The sequence below is a fragment of the Veillonella parvula genome, from assembly GCF_018378075.1.
In the GTDB taxonomy this organism is placed as follows: Bacteria; Bacillota; Negativicutes; order Veillonellales; family Veillonellaceae; genus Veillonella; species Veillonella parvula_K.
Map to the genome: position 1 here is coordinate 1 of NZ_JAGZYE010000012.1, position 24,581 is coordinate 24,581.

The window sequence follows — 24,581 nt, forward strand, 5'->3', positions numbered from 1 at the left end:
GTGATTGCAGCAGTCAAAGTAGTTTTACCATGGTCAACGTGACCGATTGTACCGATGTTAACATGCGGTTTCGTACGTTCAAATTTTTCTTTTGCCATTTTAAATTATCCTCCGAGGAAAATAGTAATTCTATTAATCTAATATGAGATTAACCGTTTTTCTTTGCTTGAATTTCTTCAGCAATTTTCTTAGGAACTTCTTCGTAATGATCGAATGTCATGGAGTAGTTACCACGGCCTTGCGTTTTGGAACGAAGGTCAGTTGCGTAACCGAACATTTCGCTCAATGGAACATATGCTTTGATATGTTGGGAACCATTACGAGCTTCCATGCCGTCCATGCGACCACGACGAGAGTTCAAGTCACCGATAACGTCGCCCATATATTCTTCAGGAACGTCTACTTCTACAGCCATGTATGGTTCAAGCAATGCAGGATCTGCTTTGCGAGCACCTTCTTTGAAGCCCATAGAACCAGCAATTTTGAAGGCCATTTCGTTGGAGTCAACGTCATGGTAGGAACCATCAAATACGATAACTTTAACATCAACCATAGGGTACCCAGCGATAACACCGGATTCCATAGCTTCTTTAACACCGCTTTCAACAGGTCCGATGTATTCACGAGGAATCGCACCACCTACAACCTTGTTTTCAAACTCGAAGCCAGCACCTGGTTCTTGAGGAATCAATTCCAACCAGCAGTGACCATATTGACCACGACCACCAGATTGACGTACGAATTTACCTTCAGCCTTAACAGCTTTACGGATAGTTTCGCGGTATGCTACTTGAGGTTTACCTACGTTACAATCTACTTTGAATTCACGGTTCATACGGTCAACGATGATATCCAAGTGAAGTTCGCCCATACCGGAGATAATAGTTTGACCTGTTTCTTCATCAGTACGAACTTTGAAAGTAGGATCTTCTTCTGCCAAACGAGCAAGAGCTGTACCCATTTTTTCTTGGTCAGCTTTTGTTTTAGGTTCAACAGCAACGGAGATAACTGGTTCAGGGAATTCCATGGACTCAAGAATTACAGGAGATTTTTCATCACACAATGTGTCGCCTGTAGTAGTATCCTTTAAGCCAACCGCCGCAGCGATGTCACCAGAATATACGCGTTCGATTTCTTTACGGGAGTTAGCGTGCATTTGAAGAATACGACCGATACGTTCTTTTTTACCTTTAGTGGAGTTGAAAACGTAGGAGCCGGATTCCAATGTACCGGAGTACACACGGAAGAACGCTAATTTACCAACATAAGGGTCAGCCATGATTTTGAATGCCAACGCAGAGAATGGTTCTTCATCGGAAGAAGGACGAGTTGTTTCTTCTTCAGTACCAGGAACAACACCCTTAATAGGTGGGATATCGATTGGAGCTGGCATGTAATCGATAACAGCATCCAATAACATTTGAACACCTTTATTTTTATAGGAAGAACCGCAAAGAACTGGGAATAATTGGTTAGCAATAACAGCTTTACGCAATGCCGCTTTCAATTCTTCCACAGAAATTTCTTCGCCTTCCAAATATTTCATCATGATATCATCATCTGTTTCAGCGATAGCATCGATCATCATTTCGCGACGAGCTTCTGCTACTTCTTGATATTCAGCAGGGATATCAGTGATTTCATATTCTTTACCGTCATCGGATTTATAAATTTCCGCTTTCATAGTCATCAAGTCAATGATGCCTTCAAAAGTATCTTCAGCACCGATTGGTACTTGAATAGCTACGGAATTTGCACCCAAACGAGCTTTCATCATATCAACTACGTTGAAGAAGTCAGCACCTACAGTATCCATCTTATTTACATAAGCGATACGAGGTACGCCGTAGTTAGAAGCCTGACGCCATACTGTTTCGGATTGAGGTTCAACGCCACCTTTAGCACTGAACACCGCAACAGAACCGTCAAGTACACGTAGAGAACGTTCTACTTCTACAGTAAAGTCAACGTGACCAGGAGTATCGATGATATTGATACGATGTTCTTTCCATTGACAAGTTGTTGCAGCAGAAGTGATTGTGATACCACGTTCTTGCTCTTGCTCCATCCAGTCCATCGTAGCAGCGCCTTCATGTACTTCGCCGATCTTGTGAACGATACCTGTATAGTAGAGGATACGTTCTGTAGTTGTTGTTTTACCAGCATCGATGTGAGCCATGATACCGATATTACGAGTTTTTGCTAAGGAAAACTCTCTTGCCACAGTTGTCACCTCTTATTACCAACGATAATGAGCAAATGCTTTATTAGCTTCTGCCATTTTATGAGTATCTTCTTTTTTCTTGATTGCAGCGCCTGCATTGTTGAAAGCGTCCATCAATTCGCCTGCCAAACGTTCTTTCATAGTGCGTTCACCACGAAGACGAGCATAATTTACAACCCAACGAATACCGAGGGTTTGACGGCGATCAGCACGAACTTCAACTGGCACTTGATAGTTCGCACCACCGATACGGCGAGCACGCACTTCAAGTACAGGCATAACATTTTTCAATGCTTGATCAAAAACTTCCATTGGGTCTTGACCCATTTTGGAACGAATAATTTCGAATGCATCATATACGATAGTTTCAGCAATGCCTTTTTTACCATCGTACATAACTTTGTTAATGAAACGTGTTACTAATTTGCTGTTGTACACCGGATCTGGAAGTACATCACGTTTCGGAACAGGGCCTTTTCTTGGCATGTTCAATTCCTCCTTTATAATGATGTGTGTTAATTTCGTTTAATGGCTAAAATTATTTTTTAGCTTTTTTCGCGCCGTATTTGGAACGACTTTGCATACGATTTTGTACGCCAGCTGTATCCAATGCACCACGAACGATGTGATAACGCACACCTGGAAGGTCTTTTACACGACCGCCTCTGATAAGTACAACACTGTGTTCTTGTAAATTGTGACCAATGCCTGGGATGTAAGCAGTTACTTCAATAGCGTTTGTCAAACGTACACGGGCAACTTTACGAAGCGCGGAGTTTGGTTTCTTTGGAGTAGCTGTGTACACACGAGTACATACACCACGTTTTTGTGGAGATTCTTGAAGGGCAGGAGCTGTAGACTTTTTAGTCAAGCTCATGCGGCCTTTGCGTACTAGCTGATTAATTGTTGGCATTTGGGCACCTCCTTTCCAAATTTGAGATTTATAATTGATCCGTCATAACAAAGTGTTACATCGGATATTACCAAGATTAACGTAGGACGCCTACAGCTGTGGCCCGCACCTTAATGCGACACGCACGACCGAGATCATCCATGGTGTGTTTGTCATTCACAGGTATTCCCTGTTCTTCACAAGCAATCCGTAAAGGCTGTACCACACGTTCATCACTATCACAACCCAGGAACACGTACTTCACAGCACCTTTAGCAATTTGTTTCAACGTTTGCTTGGCACCGATTGTTTTGTTCACCGACTTCAGATGGGCAATGTCCATTGTACTAATTCTCCTTACGAAATTATGCCCATTAGGCATACCTCGCCTAAAGCACTATGTAAGTATATCAATTACAGCAGTCCATGTCAAACAATTTCCAATGTCACACACCGCTCTACAGCTGCATTTTATGTGTACACTCATCCGTGTGTTTCATTCAATCTTAAATTATAAATGAAGAGTGATTTTTTATTCATATATTATTATTTTCATGTATAAATAATCATTCTATGCATTTGCTATTATTTTTTCTTTTACCAATTATGCAAAATTAATATAAACACCATTTTATTATGATATAAATTAATACAGAACAAATATTTGTATTTATAAGTTACTAAAGAAAGGAGATTATATGATTAAACTCATTAAACGTTATTCAAACTTTAATCCCCCTGTAATTATAGGTAGCTTGTCTATCGTCTTAGGGCTGAGCTTATGTGCCCTTCTGATTCCGCAAATATCTCAAACGATCCTCCAAGGGATTCGTGATATTATATTTGAAGATTTCAGCTGGTTTTATGTTTTATCCATAAGTCTCTTCTTTATCTTCAATATCTTTCTTGCACTTAGTTCGCTAGGTGACATCAAACTTGGTAGCGACGATGAAGAAGCGGAATTCTCTTATACAGCTTGGCTCGCCATGTTATTTGCGGCAGGTACTGGTGTAGGTCTCATGTTCTTCGGTACTGCTGAACCGCTCTCACATTATCACTCCGCTGTAGGCTTAGTCGATGGTGCTCCTAGCGCCAAGGAAGCGTTATTCCGCTCCATCTTCCACTGGGGCATCAATGCATGGACGGTATACGGAATTATGGCTTTAGCATTAGCGTATTTTGGTTTTCGCTATAAGTTGCCTTTATCACTACGTTCATGTTTCTATCCGCTGTGGAAGGATAAGATCAATGGCCCACGAGGGCACATTATCGATATCATCGCACTTTGTGTAACTTTATTAGGTATCGTAACCACCTTAGGATTTGGTGCGGCCCAACTAGGTGCAGGGTTCCTATATATTGATATCATCTCCACTAATGACTTTTCCGCCCAAACGGTCATCATTATCATCATTATGTCCATTGCCGTTCTATCTGCTGTTACAGGTATTGATAAAGGCGTTAAGCTGCTCAGCGAAATTAATATATCTGTTGCATTAGTCTTAATGCTTTTTGTACTCTGTGCAGGTCCTACATTACTCCTATTAAATACAATGGTAGAAAACTTTGGATACTATCTATCACATATTTTAGGGCAAAGCTTCTATACATCTATCTATACACCAGAAACCCGTCCATGGTTCTTCAGCTGGACCATACTATTCTGGGCTTGGTGGTTATCTTGGGCACCATTTGTGGGCATGTTCATTGCGCGTATTTCAAAAGGTAGGACTATTCGAGAGTTCATCTTTGGGGTACTCATTATTCCAACTGTTTTTACTATCGTTTGGTTTACTATCTTTGGTAATACTGCAATTTATATCGATGAAACAGTAGCAAACGGTGCACTCGGTGCATTAACCGATAAACCAGAACAACTACTCTTTGCATTCCTTGAATATTTACCATTATCCAGTTTAACTAGTCTTCTATCAATTATCGTATTAGCATTATTTTTTATCACATCTGCCGATTCAGGCATTTATGTGTTAAATAATATTGCGGCCTATGATAAATCCACTTCATCTCCAAAGTGGCAATGCTTAATGTGGGGCTCTGTAATGTCCTTTCTTGCCATCAGTTTGCTCAGCATTGGTGGGCTTAATGTACTACAATCGGTAACGCTCATTCTCGCCTTACCATTTGCAGCCTTGATGGTTATCATGTGCTACAGCTTATGGCAAGGATTATTAACAGATACGCAATACTTTAACACAAAACTTTCAACCACATCCATCTACTGGGACAGCAAGAACTGGAAACAAGGTCTTGCCAAAATACTCAACCAAACGCAATCGGAAGATGTTATTTCCTTTATGAAAACAACAGCATTGCCTGCTATGTATCAGCTCAATAAAGAATTAACCGAAGAGTACGGATTAACTACGAGAATTGACAAACATTTCAATGGTAACGACGCCTCCGTAGAGTTAACCATCGAAAAAGAATCAATGCGCAACTTTACCTATGGCATCAAACTCGTTACGCAAGAGGTATCGGATCATCTCATCGAAGATCCTAACATTCCTCACATTACTGAAAGTACCAACGCAATTCCTATGACATATTTCAGTGACGGACGCGCCGGATACGATGCGCAGTATATGACACGGGAGGATATCATTACCGATATCATTCGTCAGTACGAACGATATCTTACTTTATCGGATGACGTCGGTTATGACATCATGTCTCATGACGCGGAAGAAACAGCTGAATAGTTTTCATACCACAACCTTAACAAAGTATCATTTTATTTAACAAACTGATACTAACACATATCATGAAATCCTCAATTTATATAAACCTATAATTATAGAGACATATAATCATAGAGCTCATACACATATATCTCTCAAACCAATAATACCTATAACAAAAGGGTGCACCTCGCAGGTGCACCCTTTTTATTATGTCGCACAATATCAACTATGCAACAAGTCTATACAGTTAATATAGCTTAACGGCTAATCCAAAGTAATTAATCTTCAGACATAACCTCTTCCGTAATATCAATGATTTCAGGTGTATTTTTTACAACTTCAATCTTACGGTAACGACTCATGCCTGTACCAGCAGGAATCAACTTACCGATAATTACGTTTTCTTTCAAGCCCAATAATGGATCGATTTTACCCTTGATAGCAGCGTCGGTAAGAACACGTGTTGTTTCTTGGAAGGACGCAGCGGACAAGAAGGAGTCCGTTGCCAAAGCAGCTTTCGTAATACCCAATAGCGTGCGTTTGCCTGTAGCATTTTCACGACCATTGAGAGTAAGACGACGGTTTTCTTCGTCAAAGGTATTAACGTCCACCATATCCCCTGGAAGCATATCCGCATCACCAGCTGTTTCAATTTTAACTTTATGAAGCATTTGACGAACGATAACTTCGATATGTTTATCGTTAATTTCTACACCTTGGGATTTGTATACTTTTTGTACTTCGTATACGAGGTAACGTTGAGTTGCTTCAGTACCCATAACACGCATGATGTCATGAGGATTGATGGAGCCTTCAGTCAAACGAGCTCCCAAGGATACCACATCCCCGTCTTTAACGATGATGCGGGAGCCGTAAGGAATGAGGTAATCAAGTTCAATACCATCTTCACCAGTGATAAAGATAGTGTTCGTACCTTTCTTACCTTCATTAGGTACAACACGAACTGTACCTTCATTTTCAGCGATGATAGCATTACGTTTTGGTTTACGAGCTTCGAACAATTCTTCGACACGTGGCAAACCTTGTGTAATATCATCACCTGCGACACCACCAGTATGGAATGTACGCATTGTCAACTGAGTACCAGGTTCACCGATGGATTGTGCCGCAATAATACCAACAGCTTCACCAACTTGAACTTGGTTGCCAGTTCCTAGATCACGACCATAGCACTTGCGACATACGCCATATGGGCTACGACAAGTCAATACGGAACGGATTTTTACTGTTTCATAGTGTTTTACAACTTCATCAGCTAACGCCTCTGTGATTTCACCATTAAGAGGAACGATGACTTCGCCAGTTTCCTTGTTAACTAATTCTTCAGCTGCAATACGACCTACGATACGGTCTTTTAATGGCTCGATAACACCAGTGCCTTCAACGATAGCTTCCACTTCAATACCATGGATTTCATTGTTCCGCACTTGTACTTCTTTTACATCGGAGTTAAGGATAGCTTCGATGCCTTCTTCAGTAAGACGTGTATCAGCTGGGAAGATTTCTACCCCTTCGCTGTCAACGATTGCTTGTACAGTATCCTTGTTCAACATATTTTGAACCATAGTTTCTTTCAATGTTGCACGGATGCTATCGTCGCTTTCACCAAGAATAATTTTTTGAACCAAGTTAGTATGGTTAATATCGCTATCAGAGCCCAAATGTGCACCGCGCAATGCGATAGATGTAACACCAGCTTCAGCAATATCTGCCAAGCATTGTTCATCCAAGATAGTTTCAGCTGGTACAACAAGTTCCCCTGTTTCAGCATTCACAACATCTTTATCTAAAACGCGACCAATGAGTTTATCTTTAAGCAATTCTAATGCTTGACGTGGGGATGTAGCCAAGCGAGCACGTTCACGAACGAGATCGATACCTACAACGTCACAATCGTCCTCACGAACGATTACATCTTGAGATACGTCAACAAGACGACGTGTCAAGTAACCAGAGTCAGCTGTACGAAGCGCTGTATCGGCCAAACCTTTACGAGCACCATGAGAGGATGTAAAGTAATCCAATACAGTCAAGCCTTCTTTAAAGTTTGCTTTAATTGGCAAGTCAATGATTCGACCAGATGGATCGGCCATCAAACCACGCATACCAGCAAGCTGACGAATTTGTTGTTTATTACCGCGGGCACCAGAGATAGCCATCATATAAACAGGGTTAAAGCCGTCTTTATCGCACGCCATATTATCCATCATCGCATCGGTAACATCTTCTGTTGCCTTTGTCCATAATTGGATAGTTTTACGGTAACGTTCTTCTTCTGTAATAAGACCACGGCGGTACATACGAGATACTTTTTCTACCTCTTGTTCCGCTGTATCTAACAAGCTAGTTTTAACTTCTGGTACTTTAATATCAGCAATAGCTACAGTCATACCTGCGCGACGAGCGAAGGAGTAACCCAAGGACTTGATGCGGTCCAATAATTCTGCTGTTTTTTCATTACCAAACAATTGGAAACATTGATCAACCAATTTACCAACTGTTTTCTTATCCATAACCTTACCTAAAGAGTAAGTGCCATCTTCACGTTTCTCGTATTGCCACAATTCTGGGAATAAAGCATTGTTGAAGATCAAGCGACCTGCTGTTGTTTCTACACGGCCATGATCAGGTAAACGGATATAAAGAATATCTTGCAAACCAATGATATGAGACTCATAGGCAAGCATAACTTCATCATAGTTAGCAAATGTTTTTGCTTTATCACGAGTATCTTCGCGTACAACTGTTAGGTAGTATGTACCTAAGATCATATCTTGAGAAGGTACTGCTACTGGCTTGCCGTCCTTAGTAGACAAAATATTATGGCTAGAAAGCATCAATGTACGAGCTTCCGCTTGTGCTTCTACGGACAATGGTAAGTGACACGCCATTTGGTCACCGTCAAAGTCGGCATTGAAGGCTGTACATACTAATGGATGCAATTTGATAGCACGACCTTCCCAAAGGATTGGTTCGAAGGCTTGGATACCAAGTCTATGCAATGTAGGGGCACGGTTCAAGAGAACTGGATGTTCTTTAATTACCTCTTCCAAGGATTCCCACACGCCAGGGCCAATTCTTTCAACTTGGCGTTTAGCAGCCTTGATGTTGGATGCTTGACCGCGTTCCACCAAACGTTTCATAACGAATGGTTTGAACAATTCTAATGCCATTTCTTTTGGCAAACCACATTGGTGCATTTTAAGTTCAGGACCTACTACAATTACGGAACGACCGGAGTAGTCAACACGTTTACCGAGCAAGTTTTGACGGAAACGACCTTGTTTACCTTTAAGCATGTCGGACAAGGATTTCAATGGGCGGTTACCAGGACCTGTAACAGGACGACCGCGACGGCCATTATCAATCAATGCATCAACCGCTTCTTGAAGCATGCGTTTTTCGTTGCGCACGATGATATCAGGAGCACCCAAGTCGAGTAAACGTTTCAAACGGTTGTTACGGTTGATAACACGACGGTATAAATCGTTGAGGTCAGATGTAGCAAAACGGCCACCATCTAATTGGACCATAGGACGCAATTCAGGTGGGATTACAGGAACGATGTCCATAATCATCCATTCTGGACGGTTCCCAGATTGACGGAATGCTTCTACTACTTCCAAACGACGAACTGCACGGATTTTACGTTGACCACTAGCAGTGTTCAACTCTTCGCGCAATTCAGCATTTAATGCTTCAAGATCAAGTTCTGATAAGAGAGCTTTTACCGCTTCAGCACCCATGTCGATACATGCGAAGAGAACCTCTTCAGCAGCGCCTAACTCATAGCGTTCTTCGCGAGTTAATTCTTCGTATTCCTTATCAGCTTCTGGTATTGTTGCATCATCACGAAGAGCCGCATTATAGCGCTCTTTGCGTTGTGCTTCACGAACAATAGCTAAACGTTCATTACGTTGAGCCACTGTTTCGATTACGACGGATTTACCACCGATAGTATAACCGTCTTCATTAAATTGAGCTTCGTATTCGCGGTATTCTTGCTCGGACAACAATTGACGTTTTGTCAATGGTGTACCGGCTGGATCTACTACGATGTAGGAAGCAAAGTATAATACGCGTTCCAAAGAACGTGGTGATATGTCAAGGATAAGACCCATACGGGATGGGATTCCTTTGAAGTACCAAATGTGAGATACAGGAGTAGCCAATTGAATATGGCCCATACGTTCACGACGTACTTTCGCACGAGTAACCTCTACACCACATTTGTCGCAGACTACGCCTTTATGACGGATGCGTTTATATTTGCCGCAGTGACATTCCCAGTCCTTTGTTGGTCCAAAAATGCGTTCACAGAATAGACCATCACGTTCTGGCTTCAACGTACGGTAGTTAATTGTTTCAGGTTTCTTAACTTCCCCATGAGACCAAGATAAAATCTGCTCTGGAGAGGCTAAACCGATTCGCATGGAATCGAATTCATTTACGTCTAGCACTACTATCGCTCCCTTCCTTATAGATAGTTTTAGTCTTCATCGTTAGAGGAGTCGCCCATTGGGTACGCCAATTGGCTAAGGATATCATCTTCACCGCCATTATCAGCTGGTAATTCTTCCTCTTCCTCTACTTCTGGTTCTACTACAGTTACTTCATCAGTTTCTACAGCACTGCCTTCCATAACTTCTTCAATACCAGTTTCTACCACCTCATCTTCGTCCTCAAGTTCTTTCATAACAACTTCTTCTTGATCTTCATTCAAGATTTTTACATCGAGACCGATACTTTGAAGTTCTTTAAGCAATACCTTGAAGGACTCAGGTACACCTGGTTCAGGGATGTTTTCGCCTTTAACGATTTTTTCGTATGCTTTCACACGACCAACAACGTCGTCAGACTTAACAGTTAATAGCTCTTGAAGGGTATAGGCTGCGCCATATGCTTCTAGAGCCCAAACTTCCATTTCCCCGAAACGTTGGCCACCGAACTGAGCTTTACCGCCCAAAGGTTGTTGTGTAACAAGGGAGTACGGACCTGTAGAACGAGCATGGATTTTGTCATCAACCAAATGATGGAGTTTAAGCATGTAAACGTAACCAACTGTAACGCGGTTATCCATCGGTTCACCAGTACGACCATCATATAGAACAGTTTTACCATCATCAGGACGACCTGCAATCGCCAATGTTTCGAATACGTCCTTTTCGTGAGCACCATCAAATACAGGTGTAGCAATATGAATACCTGCTACATCTGGTTTTGGCATGCCATATTTGTCAAAATCATAGCCAAGGCTTTCCAACTCTTTGCGAATTTCAACGCGTTTTTCTTCAGCAGAGTGAATGTTGTTAAGAGTATTCTTGACTTTGCTAATTGCCTCTAATTCTTCTACAAGCGCAGGATCCATTTCAGGAGCCTCTTCTTCAGAATCAAAGAATTCTACATGAAGTGCATTGTATTTAGCTTCAATAGCTTTAAGCTCTTGGAAACGAGCTTCGCCACCCATAGCATCCAATTTCTTTTGCGCTGCTGCTTCTACATGTTTTAAAATTTTAGTTTTCAAAGCAATGATTTGCTCATTTTCTTCGAAATGATTTACCGTAACATCTTCCGCAACTTTCGCTTCCAATACCTCAATTTGAGCATAAAGGTCGCGGATTGCATCGATTTGTTCCCAGTAAGATGCATCAGTACGGGCTTCTTTCAACACGTTTTGAATGTGGAGGTCCGTAGCTTTGATTTTCATACCTAAGCCTTGAACAGCCCACCCCAAGTGAGTTTCAAGAACCTGACCGATGTTCATACGAGAAGGTACGCCCAATGGGTTCAATACGATTTGTACTGGAGTACCATCTGGAAGGAATGGCATATCTTCTTTTCTCATAACGCGAGAAACGACACCTTTGTTACCATGACGGCCCGCCATTTTATCGCCTTCATGAATCTTACGTTTTTGAGCGATATATACGCGAACAAGTTTATTTACACCTGGTTGTAATTCGTCGCCATTTTCACGGGTGAAGACTTTTACATCTACGACTTTACCAGATTCGCCATGAGGCACGCGCAAAGAAGTATCGCGAACTTCACGTTCTTTGTCACCAAAAATAGCACGCAACAAACGTTCTTCTGGAGTAAGCTCAGTTTCACCTTTTGGAGTAGCTTTACCTACAAGGATATCGCCAGGATGTACTTCTGCACCAATGCAGATAATACCATCTTCGTCTAAGTTTTTAAGTGTGTCGTCACCTGTATTAGGCAACTCACGAGTAATTTCTTCAGCACCTAATTTGGTATCACGAGCATCACATTCGTATTCTTCAATATGAATGGATGTATAGATATCTTCTTTGCAGAGTTCTTCACTAAGCAAGATAGCATCTTCGTAGTTATAACCTTCCCAAGGCATGAACGCTACAAGAACGTTATAACCTAATGCCAATTCGCCGCCATCTGTAGCAGGACCATCAGCCAATACTTGGCCTTTTACAACATGGTCCCCACGATTGACGATTGGTTTTTGGTTAAAGCACGTGGATTGGTTAGAACGAAGGAATTTATTCAAATGGTATGTATCAACACGACCATCGCTGTCGCGAAGAACGTGGATTTCATTACCCCAACAACGTACAACTTTACCTGCTTCACGCGCCAATACGCAAACACCAGAGTCAGTAGCTGCTGTATATTCCATACCTGTACCAACAAGTGGTGCTTGAGCGCGCAAAAGTGGTACCGCTTGACGTTGCATGTTCGCACCCATCAAGGCACGGTTAGCATCGTCATTTTCAAGGAATGGAATCATAGCTGTACCAATAGATACAACTTCTTTTGGACTAACGTCCATATAGTCAACCTTATCCGGTGTAACTTCTAATACATCATGACCACGACGACAAGCTACGTGTTCAGTTGTGAAGTACCCCTCTGCATCAAGTGGAGAGTTCGCTTGGGCAATTGTCATGCCTTCTTCTTCATCAGCTGTCATGTATACTACGCTGTCAGATACGCGCACTTTAACAACCTTGTCAGCATCCTTGCCTTTACCATACACTTTTTCTACTTTACGGTATGGTGCTTCGATGAAGCCAAATTCGTTTACCTTTGCATAGTTGGACAAGGAGTTAATCAAGCCAATGTTTGGACCTTCTGGAGTTTCAATAGGACACATACGACCATAGTGAGAATGATGCACGTCACGAACTTCGAAACCTGCACGCTCACGAGACAAGCCGCCAGGGCCAAGGGCAGAAAGACGACGTTTGTGAGTCAATTCCGCCAATGGGTTTGTTTGGTCCATGAACTGAGACAATTGAGAAGAACCAAAGAATTCTTTGATAGCTGCCACTACAGGGCGAATATTGATCAACGCTTGAGGTGTAATGGATTCAGTTTCTTGAATGGTCATGCGCTCACGAACAACACGTTCCATACGAGTTAAACCGATGCGGAATTGGTTTTGCAACAATTCGCCTACGCAACGAAGGCGACGGTTACCCAAGTGGTCGATATCATCTGTATGACCTGCACCATCCATAAGGTTGAGCAAGTAAGAAATGTTAGCGATCATGTCTTCACGTGTTACTGTACGGTGATCATATGGTAAGTTGCAGTTATTACAGATAACTTTAGACTCTACACCATCATTATTTACGATATAGAATTCAGCAAAACCTTCACCATCGAAAACATGGCTATTAGCAACGATATCAAGTTGTTCTTCCCCAACTTGTACGCCTGCATCAAGGATAATTTCGCCAGTTTCTGGATCTACAATTGGTTGAGCCAATGTTTGACCCAACATACGTTGGCGCCAGCCAAGTTTTTTGTTCAATTTATAACGACCAACGCGCGCTAAGTCATAACGGCGTGCATCGAAGAACAAGTTATCGAACAAGTTACGAGCAGACTCTACAGTCGGAGGCTCGCCTGGACGTAATTTTTTATAGATTTCAACCAATGCTTCATCAGCAGATTGAGTTGTATCTTTTTCTAATGTACGAACGATGCGTTCATCATATACTGGTAAACCATCCTCATCAGTTTTACCATTCCAGAAGAGGTCGAGGATACTTTCATTCGTATCCCAACCTAATGCACGTACCAATACAGTAGCTGGTAATTTACGGTTACGGTCAATACGAACAGCCACCACTTCACTAGCATCTGTTTCAAGTTCAATCCATGCACCACGGTTAGGAATAACTGTGGAATCATACAAACGGTTACCCATTGTATCGATTTCTTTATTGTAGTAAACGCCTGGAGAACGTACTAATTGGGATACGATAACACGTTCTGCACCATTGATGATGAAAGTACCTGTATCCGTCATCAATGGGAAATCGCCCATGAAGACTTCTTGTTCTTTAATGTCCATATTTTCTGGATCATTATTTACCAAGCGAATATTTACACGAAGTGGTGCTGCGTAAGTAGCATCACGGTTTTTACATTCATTAATATCATACTTAGGTTCACCTAAGCTGAAACCTTCAAAAGAAAGTACTAGATTACCTGAATTGTCTTTAATCGGAGAAATATCGTTGAAAATATTTTGTAAACCACTCTCCAAGAACCACTCATACGATTTACGTTGAATGTCCAATAAATGCGGCATCTTGATAACTTCGTTAATTTTAGCGTACGTATAACGAGTTCGTTTGCCTACCTGTTCAGGTTTGAACATATTTGCTTTCACCCCTATCAAAACACACTGGTCTACCATTTTCTATAACGGCATGAAAAAGACATCTTACAGGTCTCAGTTTTCCTGCTCGGGCAACGTCAAATAAAGCAAGGTCCATTTCATTTTTAAAATAACCTTGCTTCCCATTAACCAAGCACAACCTTGGAAGAAAACCTCATCACTATTTGTGTTATAGTTTTTACATCCAAAAGCAGAAAACGCTACTTTTGCAATATATAATTCTATCAGTATTAAAAAAGACTGTCAACCAAAAGGGTTGACAGTCTTTCATTTTCATGCTTTATTCATGTATCAAAAGAGAACCATAAATTAGTTGCCTTTTTGTTTTAAAAGATTCGCACCAGCGATACCAGGGCGAGTCATTTCTTTAGGAGAAAGAATATGATTAATTTCATCCTCAGTCAATAAACCTTGATCCAAGATGATATCGCGAATAGCTCGACCTGTTTCATACGCTTCTTTCGCCAATGCAGAAGCTGTTTCATAGCCAAGATGTGGCAACAATGCTGTTACGATACCAACGGAACGATTCAACCAGTACTCGCATTGTTCACGGTCTACTTCAAGATCAACAAGCAATTTATCAACGAATGTATTTACACCGTTTTTGAGATAGCAAAGATTATTGAACAAGTTGTATGCCAATACAGGTTCCATAACATTTAACTCGAATTGACCATTTTCTACAGCTAATGTAATAGTAAGGTCATTACCGATAACTTGGTAACACACTTGATTCAATACTTCAGCAATAACAGGATTTACTTTTCCTGGCATGATAGAGGAGCCTGGTTGACGGGCAGGCAATTTTAATTCACCAATGCCACAGCGAGGTCCAGATGCCATTAAGCGAAAATCATTTGCCATCTTAATCAACACAAGTGCAGTTACCTTCAAACCGCTAGAGATATCAGCAAATACGTCTGTATTGTTTGTGGCATCGATTAAGTTCTCCGCGGTGTAGAACGGTTCGCCTACTACTTCACTAAGTTCATAAGCTACATCATGAATATAATTAGGCTCAGCATTAAGGCCTGTACCAACTGCAGTGGCACCCATGTTGATTACATGTGCACCTTCAACGGCAGATTTAATGCGTTTAATACCACGACGAATACCAGATGCATAAGCGCCCATCTCTTGGCCCAATGTAATAGGCACCGCATCTTGTAAATGAGTACGTCCCATTTTTAAAATTTCACTATATTCTTCAGCTTTTTTCTCAAGCTCATCAACAAGACGTTGCAAAGCTTCAAGTAACGGTTTAGATTTCAAAATTGCACAAACTTTAATCGCTGTTGGGAAAGCGTCATTTGTAGATTGTGCCATGTTACAGTGATTGTTAGGGCTTACAATATCATAGCTACCTTTTGGATGACCTAAAATTTCACAAGCACGATTTGCCAACACTTCGTTCATATTCATATTCACAGAAGTGCCAGCACCACCTTGAATTGGATCAACTGGAAATTGGTCAGCAAATTCACCTGCAATAACTTCATCAGCTGCTTGAACAATCGCTTTACCGATAGATACATTGAGACGACCTGTTTTCATATTAGCTAAAGCAGATGCTTTTTTTACCATCGCTAGAGCTTTAATAAAATCTTGGTCTAAATGTTTCCCTGTAATATGGAAGTTTTCTAAGGCACGAATCGTTTGCACACCATAATATAACTCATCCGCTACTTCTAATTCACCTAGGAAATCATGTTCTTTTCTCATAATAGATCCTCTTTCCACTATTTCATATATTAGATGATAGTTTAATGAAACGGTTTTATCTTATGCGCTCATTATAGCATGTATTTTGTATACATAAAAGTCATTTCATATATTACGAATAAACAATATTCTATACAATATATTATTTCATAAATATTTTCTATAACTATTTCCATATTTATAAAGGCTCTGTTTTTATCTTTGATTAGTTTAAATATTACACGCCCTATAGTACAATAATATAAACTATATAAGTAAGGAGTAACTATGATTAACAATCACATGCTGCGCATAGGTGCGCTCTTTTTATTAACCGTTTTATGCTACGGCTTTTATAATGCCTATTTGCCAATCACTGATCCGGTGGAGTCCAACTATGTTCTCTCCGCCATCACCATGCTAAAACACAACTCATGGATATCCCCCATGATATATGATCACGTATGGTATGATAAACCACCGCTCACCTATTGGGCACTTATGATTACATACAAACTATTTGGCATATCTGACTTCACGTCTCGTATACCGAATACGCTTGTTGCGGGAGCTAGCGTGGCCCTAATGTATCATATAACTTACCGCATATCTAAAAATACTTTTGCTAGTGTACTCTGTGCTATTCTATTAATGAGTACACTACAGTTTTGGTACATATCTCATGCAATTATAACCGACGGATTTCTACTTCTCTTCACCTTAGCTATATTTGGATATAGCTATTTAGCTTTTACCAATAATGACAAGTCAGCTATGGTGAAAGCTTACATTGCTGCTGCCTTAGCTGTAATTACCAAAGGACCTATAGGCATCATCTTGCCCGGCCTGATATTACTCATTTATGTATGCGCTCGCTATATAGTCCATAGAAAAGATGAAAGTTATCAGCTTTCAAAGGATATTAAATTACTATTTAATCCCTTAGGACTATTAGCCTTTATAGCGATAGCTAGCCCTTGGTATATCGCTATGTATTCCATTCACGGTGAGCAGTTTATTTCCGGATTCTTAGGTCTACACAATGTAGATCGAGCTCTTATATCTGAGCATCCTAAATTTAATGTATGGTATTACTATCTATTAATTGTACCCCTTTCACTATTACCATGGACACCTGTAATAGTCTATCATTTAAAAGATCTTAACTGGAAAGATGATTTTGATCTATTAGGTATTATATGGTTTATAGTTATAGTTCTATTCTACTCTCTAGTAGCTACAAAGTATCTAACCTACACATTACCTGCCATTATCCCTTGTATAATATGGGCGGCTGTAAAAATTTGTGAATTAGTTACTGACAAAGAAACCGGTGAATTTACTCAATCATTCAAAAAGTTTAATTATTTAATTACCCTACCACTAGGTATTTACTACATGATTTTTACATTTACTACAGCTTTTGATAAAAGTCTTGATAGTAAACCGTTAATCGTAGGTTCCTTTATTATAGTATGTATGATTTTAATCGGTCGATACTACATAACATCATTTTTTAAACTAGCAATATATGCTTTAGTTCCACTAATTACTTTATACTCAGCTATTACAATTACAGTACCACCAATATTATTTAATCAATCTGGTTTACAGTTTAGAACGTTCATCGAAGATACATCAAAACCAATATATGTATATGGCAGTTACTATACTTCTATTGTATATTACATGGATACTATACCCACCCAAGTTTTCGTAGATACAACTGATGATTCTATATGGACCGAAGGCAAAACATTAATGCCTACCATAACTAAAGAAACATTTTTAAGTAATACATCAAATAATCGCGGTGCCTATGTCATCGTTCCTAAAAAATATGATAAGGATTTCTCTAATACATTACCGTATCCAAAAGCCAAATTAGTTAACAAAACAAAACTCGCATCAATTTATAAACTCCAATAGAAAAAGGCGTACCCTATGGGTACGCCTTTAATATAGCTAGAATTATTTCAATTCTACGGATGCGCCAGCTTCTTCTAATTGAGCTTTCAAAGCTTCAGCAGCTTCAGCAGCTACGCCTTCTTTAACAGGTGCAGGAGCGCCGTCAACGATAGCTTTAGCTTCTTTCAAGCCAAGACCAGTTGCTTCACGAACAACTTTGATTACGTTGATTTTAGATGCGCCAGCATCTTTCAAGATTACGTCGAAGGAATCTTTAGCAGCGCCGCCTTCAGCACCACCAGCAGCTGCTACAGCTACAGGAGCTGCTGCAGTTACGCCAAATTCTTCTTCGATTGCTTTTACAAGATCATTAAGTTCAAGGATTGTTGCTTCTTTCAATTCAGCAACGATGTTTTCAATGTTCAATGCCATTTTAGATTTCCTCCATAAATTAGTTTATAGTGCCAGCCTCAAGCGGCCAACGAATACTTTGCAAAAAATATTATTCTGCAGGTTTTGCTTCTGCAACAGCTTTGACAGCGTATGCAACATTGCGAACAGGAGCTTGCAATACGGAAAGCAACATGGAAAGCATACCTTCGCGATTTGGAAGAGATGCAATTGCTTTAATGCCTGCAGCGTCCATAACTTCGCCTTCAACGATACCAGCTTTAACTGTTACAACTTCTTTTTCAGTTGCTTTGATGAATTGTTCGATTACACGAGCAGGTGCAACAGCATCATCTTTAGAAGTAGCCAACGCAGTTGGGCCTTCTAAATGCTCAGCGAAACCTTCAAGATTCAATTCGTTTGCAGCGATACGAGTCAAAGTATTTTTGATTACTTTGTATTCAACACCTTCAGCCAACATTTTGCGACGAAGATCAGTTGCTTGCGCAACAGTTAAACCAGAGTAACCAATCAATACAGCACCTTTTGCTTCAGAAAGAGTTTCTTTCATTTGAGCAACGATTGCTTTTTTTGATTCAGTGACAGCCATTAGATTACCTCCTTGTAGATTTTTTTGGTGCTCTATGTACTATCTTAGCGTAAAAACGACCCCATCGCACGCGATGAGGTCGTAACTAGTCCTAGGTTGTTCTAGTGTCAGCCTCAGCGGGCGGATTTTCATCCATTATACATACCAGCCGTCTACAGCTAAGAGACATATTTAATTATTGCTCTTTAGAAACAGTGCTCAATTTGAACACGTTCAAAGGTACACCAGGGCCCATTGTAGCGGACAAGGTTACAGATTTAATGTATTGACCTTTAGCTGCTACAGGTTTAGCCTTGATAATAGTATCAACGATTGTACGGTAGTTGTCAAGTAATTTTTCTTCATCGAAAGATGCTTTACCGATAGAACAAGAGATAATACCTGCTTTATCAGTACGGTATTCGATTTTACCAGCTTTGATTTCGTTTACTGCACGAGCAACGTCTGGAGTTACTGTACCAACTTTAGGGTTTGGCATCAAGCCTTTAGGACCCAAGATTTTACCAAGACGGCCAACTTGACCCATCATGTCTGGTGTAGCAACTACTACGTCGAAGTCGCTCCAACCACCTTGGATTTTAGCTACTAACTCTTCAGAACCTACGAAATCTGCACCAGCTTCTTCAGCTGCCTTAATATTGTCGCCTTTTGCGAATACAAGAACGCGTTTAGTTTTGCCAGTACCATGAGGCAATACTACTGCACCACGAACTTGTTGATCAGCGTATTTAGGGTCGACATTCAAGTTGAAAGCAATTTCAACTGTTTCATCGAAATTTGCAGTTGCAGTTTTCTTAACCAACTCAATCGCTTCTACTGGTTCGTAGAATTTACCAGCTTCAATAAGTTTTACTGCTTCAGCGTATTTCTTACCTACTTTTGCCATTATAATATCCTCCTTATGTGGTCAAACGGGAATTCCCTCCCACCGATTTGCGCCTTATGCGCAAGTCGTACGCTTATTAGTCAACGATTTCAATGCCCATGCTGCGAGCAGTACCTTCCACCATGCGCATACCTTGTTCTACGGTATTAGCATTCAAATCAGGCATTTTCAATTCAGCAATTTCACGAACTTTATCGCGACCTACTTTTGCTACTTTATCACGGTTAGGTACACCAGAACCTTTTGGAATACCTGCAGCTTTTTTCAACAATACTGCAGCTGGTGGAGTCTTAGTGATGAAGTCGAAACTACGATCTTCATATACATTAATAACTACTGGAATAATCAAGCCAGCTTGTTTAGCAGTACGTTCGTTGAATTCTTTTGTGAAAGCAACGATATTAACACCTGCTTGACCTAGTGCAGGACCAACTGGTGGTGCTGGAGTAGCTTTAGCGGCTTCAATTTGTAGTTTTACTTGTTTAACTAATTTCTTAGCCATGGGTAATTAAACCTCCTATGCTTATACTGTGGTGGTAACGGATATACATCCTCCCACTGGCAACCAAAATCGATTGCTCTTTTTAGAGTTATATTTATATATTAAAGAGCTTTCTCAACTTGAGAGAACTCTAACTCTACCTCGGTATCTCGATTGAACATTTCTACGCTAAGTTTCAATGTTCCTTTATCAGGGTTAAGTTCGGTAATAACACCTAGTTTATCTTCAAAGGCACCGGACGTAATGCGAACCGTTTCACCAACTTCTACATCAACGTTAATGGTTGGTTTCTTATCCAAGCCCTGAGACTTAAGTATATGTTCTACTTCGGAATCAGAAAGTGGAACTGGTTTTGTAGCAGAGCCAACGAAACCTGTTACACCTGGCGTGTTGCGTACAACATACCAAGAACGGTCATTAACTTCCATTTCCACCAATACATACCCAGGAAATATCTTACGTTTTACTACTTTTTTAACCCCATCTTTTTCATCTATTTCGTCTTCAAGAGGCACCAAAATTCGGCTGATCACATCTTGTAGCCCCATAGATTGAACTTTAAGTTCAAGAGTGGTTTTTACTTTATTTTCGTAGCCTGAATAGGTATGAATTACATACCACTTCTTATCTGCTTCCATGTAATGGCCCCCTTATCCAACAAAGTGCAACAACGTATTAAAAAGTTGGGCAAAGAGTCCATCAAGCACAGAAATAATCAAAGCGATGAATATGGTCACTAAGAATACTACTATTGTGTAATTGATAAGCTCTTTTTTTGTTGGCCAGACTACTTTTTTTAGTTCAGCTTTCACACCGCGGAAGAATTTTCCAAATCCACCACGCTGCTGCACTGCTGAGTTAGACTTTGCCATTGTGTTTCACATCCTCAAATCAACAGGTAATGAATGATAAGAATTATTTTGTTTCACGGTGTAATGTATGTTTACCGCAGAATTTGCAATATTTCATCATTTCAATACGATCAGGATTGTTCTTTTTATTCTTGTTCGTTTGATAGTTGCGTTGTTTGCAATCTGTGCAAGCTAAAGTAATGGCATTACGCATCCGGATACACCTCGCTTTATATTTACTAATCTGTCTCTTGTACTCGAAAACGCTCGACTACATACTAAAAAACTATATCATACGTAGCAAGCGATGTCAAGAAATTAAGCAACTCAAAAAAGCCAGGCACGTATGCCTGACATGGATAGTATAACAGACAATGGCGCCCCTTGTCTACCCAAAGAACGCCATGTCATATTAGCTTATAGTTAGCTTATATATATTATATTTAATATTATAATTACATATTTACTATTATTGCTTCGTTTATTACTGTTTCTTTGTGAAAGTTACTTTCACGATTTGCCAGAAGAAGGCCAATGCCCCCAATATCATGATGGTATCGCCAACCATGCGAAGCCAACGCAAATTTTGTAACAATGGTTGTTGCATAAAGTCTTCACTGCGAGCGAGCCATAAGCCTTGTGTAACACTTGCCCAACTTTGAATCAAGCCAATTGGCAATAGACTGATAAGAACCATTAACGCAAGGCCCCAATTCAATGCCCAGAAACCGAATTTCATCAACTTGTCGTTAAATTCCACTTCAGGTCGAATATAACGAGCGATGAGGAATACAAAGCCTAAACTCAAGAACCCGTATACGCCGAACAACGCCGTATGAGCATGAACAGCTGTCGTATTTAGACCTTGAATATAGAACAAGGAAACCGGCATATTAATTAAGAAGCCGAAGATGCCTGCACCCACCAAGTTCCAGAAGGATACGGCAATGAAGCAGTATACAGGCCATTTTAGTCGATGCATCCAAGGAGCACTATGAAGGCGTGTATAATTTTCAAACGCTTCATATCCCAAGAGTACAAGAGGCACTACTTCCAACGCGGAGAACGATGCCCCTGTGGCCACGATAGTCGATGTAACACCGGTGAAATAAAGATGATGGAATGTACCAGGGATACCGCCGATAAGGTAAATGGCACCGGACGAAATCGCTGCTATGGTACCTGCACGGTAAGATACGAGACCAAGTGTTACGAAAATAAAGGCCATCAACGTAGTAGAGAATACTTCAAAGAATCCTTCTACCCAAAGGTGAATAACCCACCAGCGCCAGTATTCCATGATTGCCAAGTGGCTGTGTTCTCCGTAGAAAAGACCTGGTCCATAGAAAATACCGACCATCACAACGGAGAAAATAAAGGCAGCAATAAGGTTTTTATCCCCTTTATTTTTGAAAGCACCAATGATGCTGCGCACCATGAGTACAAGCCAAAATAGAATGCCGATATATTCAATCCATTGCCATACGCGCCCCAACTCGATAAACTCATATCCTTGGTGACCCAAGTAGAAGTTTAGAGACGCCGGAATCTCATGAGCAACACCTAAATATGTACCTGTAAAGGAACCCACTACCAACACAACGAGTGCCCAGAACAAAATATCCACGCCCAATTTTTGGAACTTAGGATCTTTACCGCCATTAATAATCGGCGCCAAGAATAAACCGGCACTCAAGAATGCCATCGCAATCCAGAACAAGGATGCTTGAATATGCCAAGTACGAGCAATAGAATATGGGAAATACTGCGCCAATGGAATGCCATAGAAAGCCTGTCCTTCTACGGTGTAGTGCGCAATGATACCACCCATACCAAGTTGGAGTAAAAATAATGCCAAAATCGTAAATAAATATTTTCCTAAAGACCGTTGAGATGGTGTGAGATGCAATTTGGAAATTGGATCTTCCGCAGGTGGTGTTAATTCATGTTCATCTTGTTTGCGACCGAATGCCCACATCCATACGACAATACCAATACCACAAAGTAAAATAATAACACTCACAACAGACCAAGCTACGCTTTCCGGTGTTGGATTATGATCTAACAATGGCTCGTGAGGCCAATTGTTGGTGTATGTTGCATCTGTACCAGGGCGTTGAGTCGATGCCATCCACGTAGTCCAGAAGAAGAATCGTGCCATATCAATACGATCTTTTAATTCTGGCAACGTATTGTCTTTCATCGCAAAATGATCGCGTGTTTCGGACAATTTAGGGTTATCACCATACAGTTCAATAAAATATTGTCCGGTTAAATTCATCGCTGTAATACGTTCCGGTGAAAGCACAACAGTTCCATCTTCACGAACAGCACTGTTAAAGTACTCTGCTTTAACTGCTTCTTTAACAGCCGCTTTCTGCACATCACCTAACTGTTCATAAAGAACACCAAAAGCTTCTTGAGACTTGATATCAAGCATTACGGACACTTCTTTGTGCAACCAATCAGCTGTCCAGTCCGGGGCTTGATATGCGCCATGACCTAGTACGGTCCCTACAGATTGACCACCTGTAGATTGCCAAGCCGATTGACCATGTAAGATATCATCCTTAGTGAACAAAACCTGTCCATCTTGAGATACATACGCGGTTGGTACCGGTGGCGCTTGATGATATACATCAGTACCCAAATAGCCAAGAATAGAGAATCCAATAATAAGAACTGCTACTACGGCTATCCAATACTTTTTGTATTCGCCCATCACATTACCTCCTTTTCTATAAAAGCACAAAAAGAGAGCCTATGCTCTCTTCATATATAATATACACTAATTTTATAAATAAAGTTGTATCTAAGGTTACAATATATTAAAATTTCTTCTCAATTTGTATCAATAGTATGATTATCCTTTGAAGCCTGAATACAACGTATATATCACCTTACAAAATCATCATTGTTTCAATATATTAGCGATTCAATTCTATACTCTTAATCATCAATATATACAAAATAAAAGGGACCCATTGGGTCCCTTTTATTGAATCTAAAATTCAATTATATAGCTAATGTATCGATACATTGAGCTATAAACTTGTATTAACCTTCGATTTCTGTTACTACGCCAGCGCCTACTGTATGGCCACCTTCGCGGATCGCGAAACGAAGACCTTCTTCGATAGCGATTGGAGTAATCAATTCGATTTCCATTGTTACGTTATCGCCAGGCATACACATTTCTACACCTTCAGGAAGGTTTACA

18 protein-coding genes and 1 pseudogene are annotated in these 24,581 nt (G+C 40.5%); 2 read left to right on the top strand and 17 right to left on the bottom strand.

Going from position 1 to position 24,581, the window contains the following annotated elements:
• The 5 genes from KH286_RS09085 to KH286_RS09105 form a co-directional block, all read right to left on the bottom strand.
• Positions 1-98, bottom strand: a 98-nt coding sequence (locus KH286_RS09085) for a GTP-binding protein (protein ID WP_038034850.1), incomplete at its 3' end; no start/stop codon positions are given.
• Between the two features lie 50 nt (positions 99-148).
• Complete coding sequence (gene fusA, locus KH286_RS09090; RefSeq protein WP_004693557.1) at positions 149-2,224, bottom strand: elongation factor G; 2,076 nt, start codon at positions 2,222-2,224, stop codon at positions 149-151.
• 15 nt (positions 2,225-2,239) lie between these two features.
• Complete coding sequence (rpsG, locus tag KH286_RS09095) at positions 2,240-2,710, bottom strand: 30S ribosomal protein S7 (RefSeq protein WP_004693556.1); 471 nt, start codon at positions 2,708-2,710, stop codon at positions 2,240-2,242.
• A 52-nt stretch (positions 2,711-2,762) separates the two neighbouring features.
• Positions 2,763-3,137, bottom strand: a complete 375-nt coding sequence (gene rpsL, locus KH286_RS09100; RefSeq protein WP_004693554.1) for a 30S ribosomal protein S12 — start codon at positions 3,135-3,137, stop codon at positions 2,763-2,765.
• 76 nt (positions 3,138-3,213) lie between these two features.
• A complete protein-coding gene (locus tag KH286_RS09105) occupies positions 3,214-3,459 on the bottom strand; it encodes a L7Ae/L30e/S12e/Gadd45 family ribosomal protein (protein WP_004693552.1) in 246 nt (81 codons plus the stop codon).
• A gap of 355 nt (positions 3,460-3,814) precedes the next feature.
• Here KH286_RS09105 and KH286_RS09110 point away from each other — a divergent pair, with 355 nt between their 5' ends.
• Complete coding sequence (locus KH286_RS09110; protein ID WP_004696751.1) at positions 3,815-5,836, top strand: BCCT family transporter; 2,022 nt, start codon at positions 3,815-3,817, stop codon at positions 5,834-5,836.
• A gap of 260 nt (positions 5,837-6,096) precedes the next feature.
• Here the strand turns inward: KH286_RS09110 and rpoC are convergent, their stop codons facing one another.
• The 3 genes from rpoC to KH286_RS09125 all read right to left on the bottom strand — a co-directional run bounded on the left by rpoC (position 6,097) and on the right by KH286_RS09125 (position 16,235).
• Positions 6,097-10,299 (bottom strand): DNA-directed RNA polymerase subunit beta', encoded by a 4,203-nt coding sequence (gene rpoC, locus KH286_RS09115; protein WP_008602498.1) that lies wholly within the window; start codon positions 10,297-10,299, stop codon positions 6,097-6,099.
• Positions 10,300-10,328: 29 nt separating this feature from the next.
• The gene (gene rpoB / locus KH286_RS09120) at positions 10,329-14,489 is read right to left on the bottom strand and encodes a DNA-directed RNA polymerase subunit beta (RefSeq protein ID WP_039965253.1); all 4,161 of its coding nucleotides are present in this window, start codon (positions 14,487-14,489) and stop codon (positions 10,329-10,331) included.
• Positions 14,490-14,819: 330 nt separating this feature from the next.
• Positions 14,820-16,235 carry an aspartate ammonia-lyase gene (locus KH286_RS09125; RefSeq protein WP_004696758.1) on the bottom strand — a complete coding sequence of 472 codons (1,416 nt, stop codon included), beginning with the start codon at positions 16,233-16,235 and terminating at the stop codon, positions 14,820-14,822.
• A 267-nt stretch (positions 16,236-16,502) separates the two neighbouring features.
• On the opposite strand from KH286_RS09125, the gene KH286_RS09130 reads away from it, so the two are divergent.
• Positions 16,503-18,143: an ArnT family glycosyltransferase gene (locus tag KH286_RS09130; RefSeq protein ID WP_278473233.1), complete on the top strand. Its 1,641-nt coding sequence runs from the start codon at positions 16,503-16,505 to the stop codon at positions 18,141-18,143.
• A 42-nt stretch (positions 18,144-18,185) separates the two neighbouring features.
• On the opposite strand, the gene rplL is transcribed toward KH286_RS09130, so the two are convergent.
• From rplL to tuf, 9 genes and pseudogenes are all read right to left on the bottom strand, one after another.
• Positions 18,186-18,554, bottom strand: coding sequence for a 50S ribosomal protein L7/L12 (gene rplL, locus KH286_RS09135; protein ID WP_004693540.1), 369 nt, complete (start codon positions 18,552-18,554; stop codon positions 18,186-18,188).
• 70 nt (positions 18,555-18,624) lie between these two features.
• On the bottom strand, positions 18,625-19,122 hold the full coding sequence (gene rplJ, locus KH286_RS09140; RefSeq protein WP_004693539.1) for a 50S ribosomal protein L10: 498 nt from the start codon (positions 19,120-19,122) through the stop codon (positions 18,625-18,627).
• Between the two features lie 175 nt (positions 19,123-19,297).
• Positions 19,298-20,008 (bottom strand): 50S ribosomal protein L1, encoded by a 711-nt coding sequence (gene rplA, locus KH286_RS09145; protein ID WP_004693536.1) that lies wholly within the window; start codon positions 20,006-20,008, stop codon positions 19,298-19,300.
• A gap of 76 nt (positions 20,009-20,084) precedes the next feature.
• On the bottom strand, positions 20,085-20,510 hold the full coding sequence (gene rplK / locus KH286_RS09150) for a 50S ribosomal protein L11 (RefSeq protein ID WP_004693535.1): 426 nt from the start codon (positions 20,508-20,510) through the stop codon (positions 20,085-20,087).
• Positions 20,511-20,611: 101 nt separating this feature from the next.
• Complete coding sequence (gene nusG / locus KH286_RS09155; RefSeq protein ID WP_008602485.1) at positions 20,612-21,148, bottom strand: transcription termination/antitermination protein NusG; 537 nt, start codon at positions 21,146-21,148, stop codon at positions 20,612-20,614.
• Positions 21,149-21,160: 12 nt separating this feature from the next.
• Entirely contained in the window at positions 21,161-21,382 is a 222-nt protein-coding gene (secE, locus tag KH286_RS09160; protein WP_004693531.1) for a preprotein translocase subunit SecE, read from the bottom strand.
• 43 nt (positions 21,383-21,425) lie between these two features.
• Positions 21,426-21,575, bottom strand: coding sequence for a 50S ribosomal protein L33 (gene rpmG / locus KH286_RS09165; protein ID WP_004693530.1), 150 nt, complete (start codon positions 21,573-21,575; stop codon positions 21,426-21,428).
• Between the two features lie 270 nt (positions 21,576-21,845).
• Positions 21,846-24,083, bottom strand: a complete 2,238-nt coding sequence (locus tag KH286_RS09170) for a nitric-oxide reductase large subunit (protein ID WP_004693527.1) — start codon at positions 24,081-24,083, stop codon at positions 21,846-21,848.
• 335 nt (positions 24,084-24,418) lie between these two features.
• Positions 24,419-24,581: pseudogene (gene tuf / locus KH286_RS09175) on the bottom strand (elongation factor Tu); the annotation flags it as partial.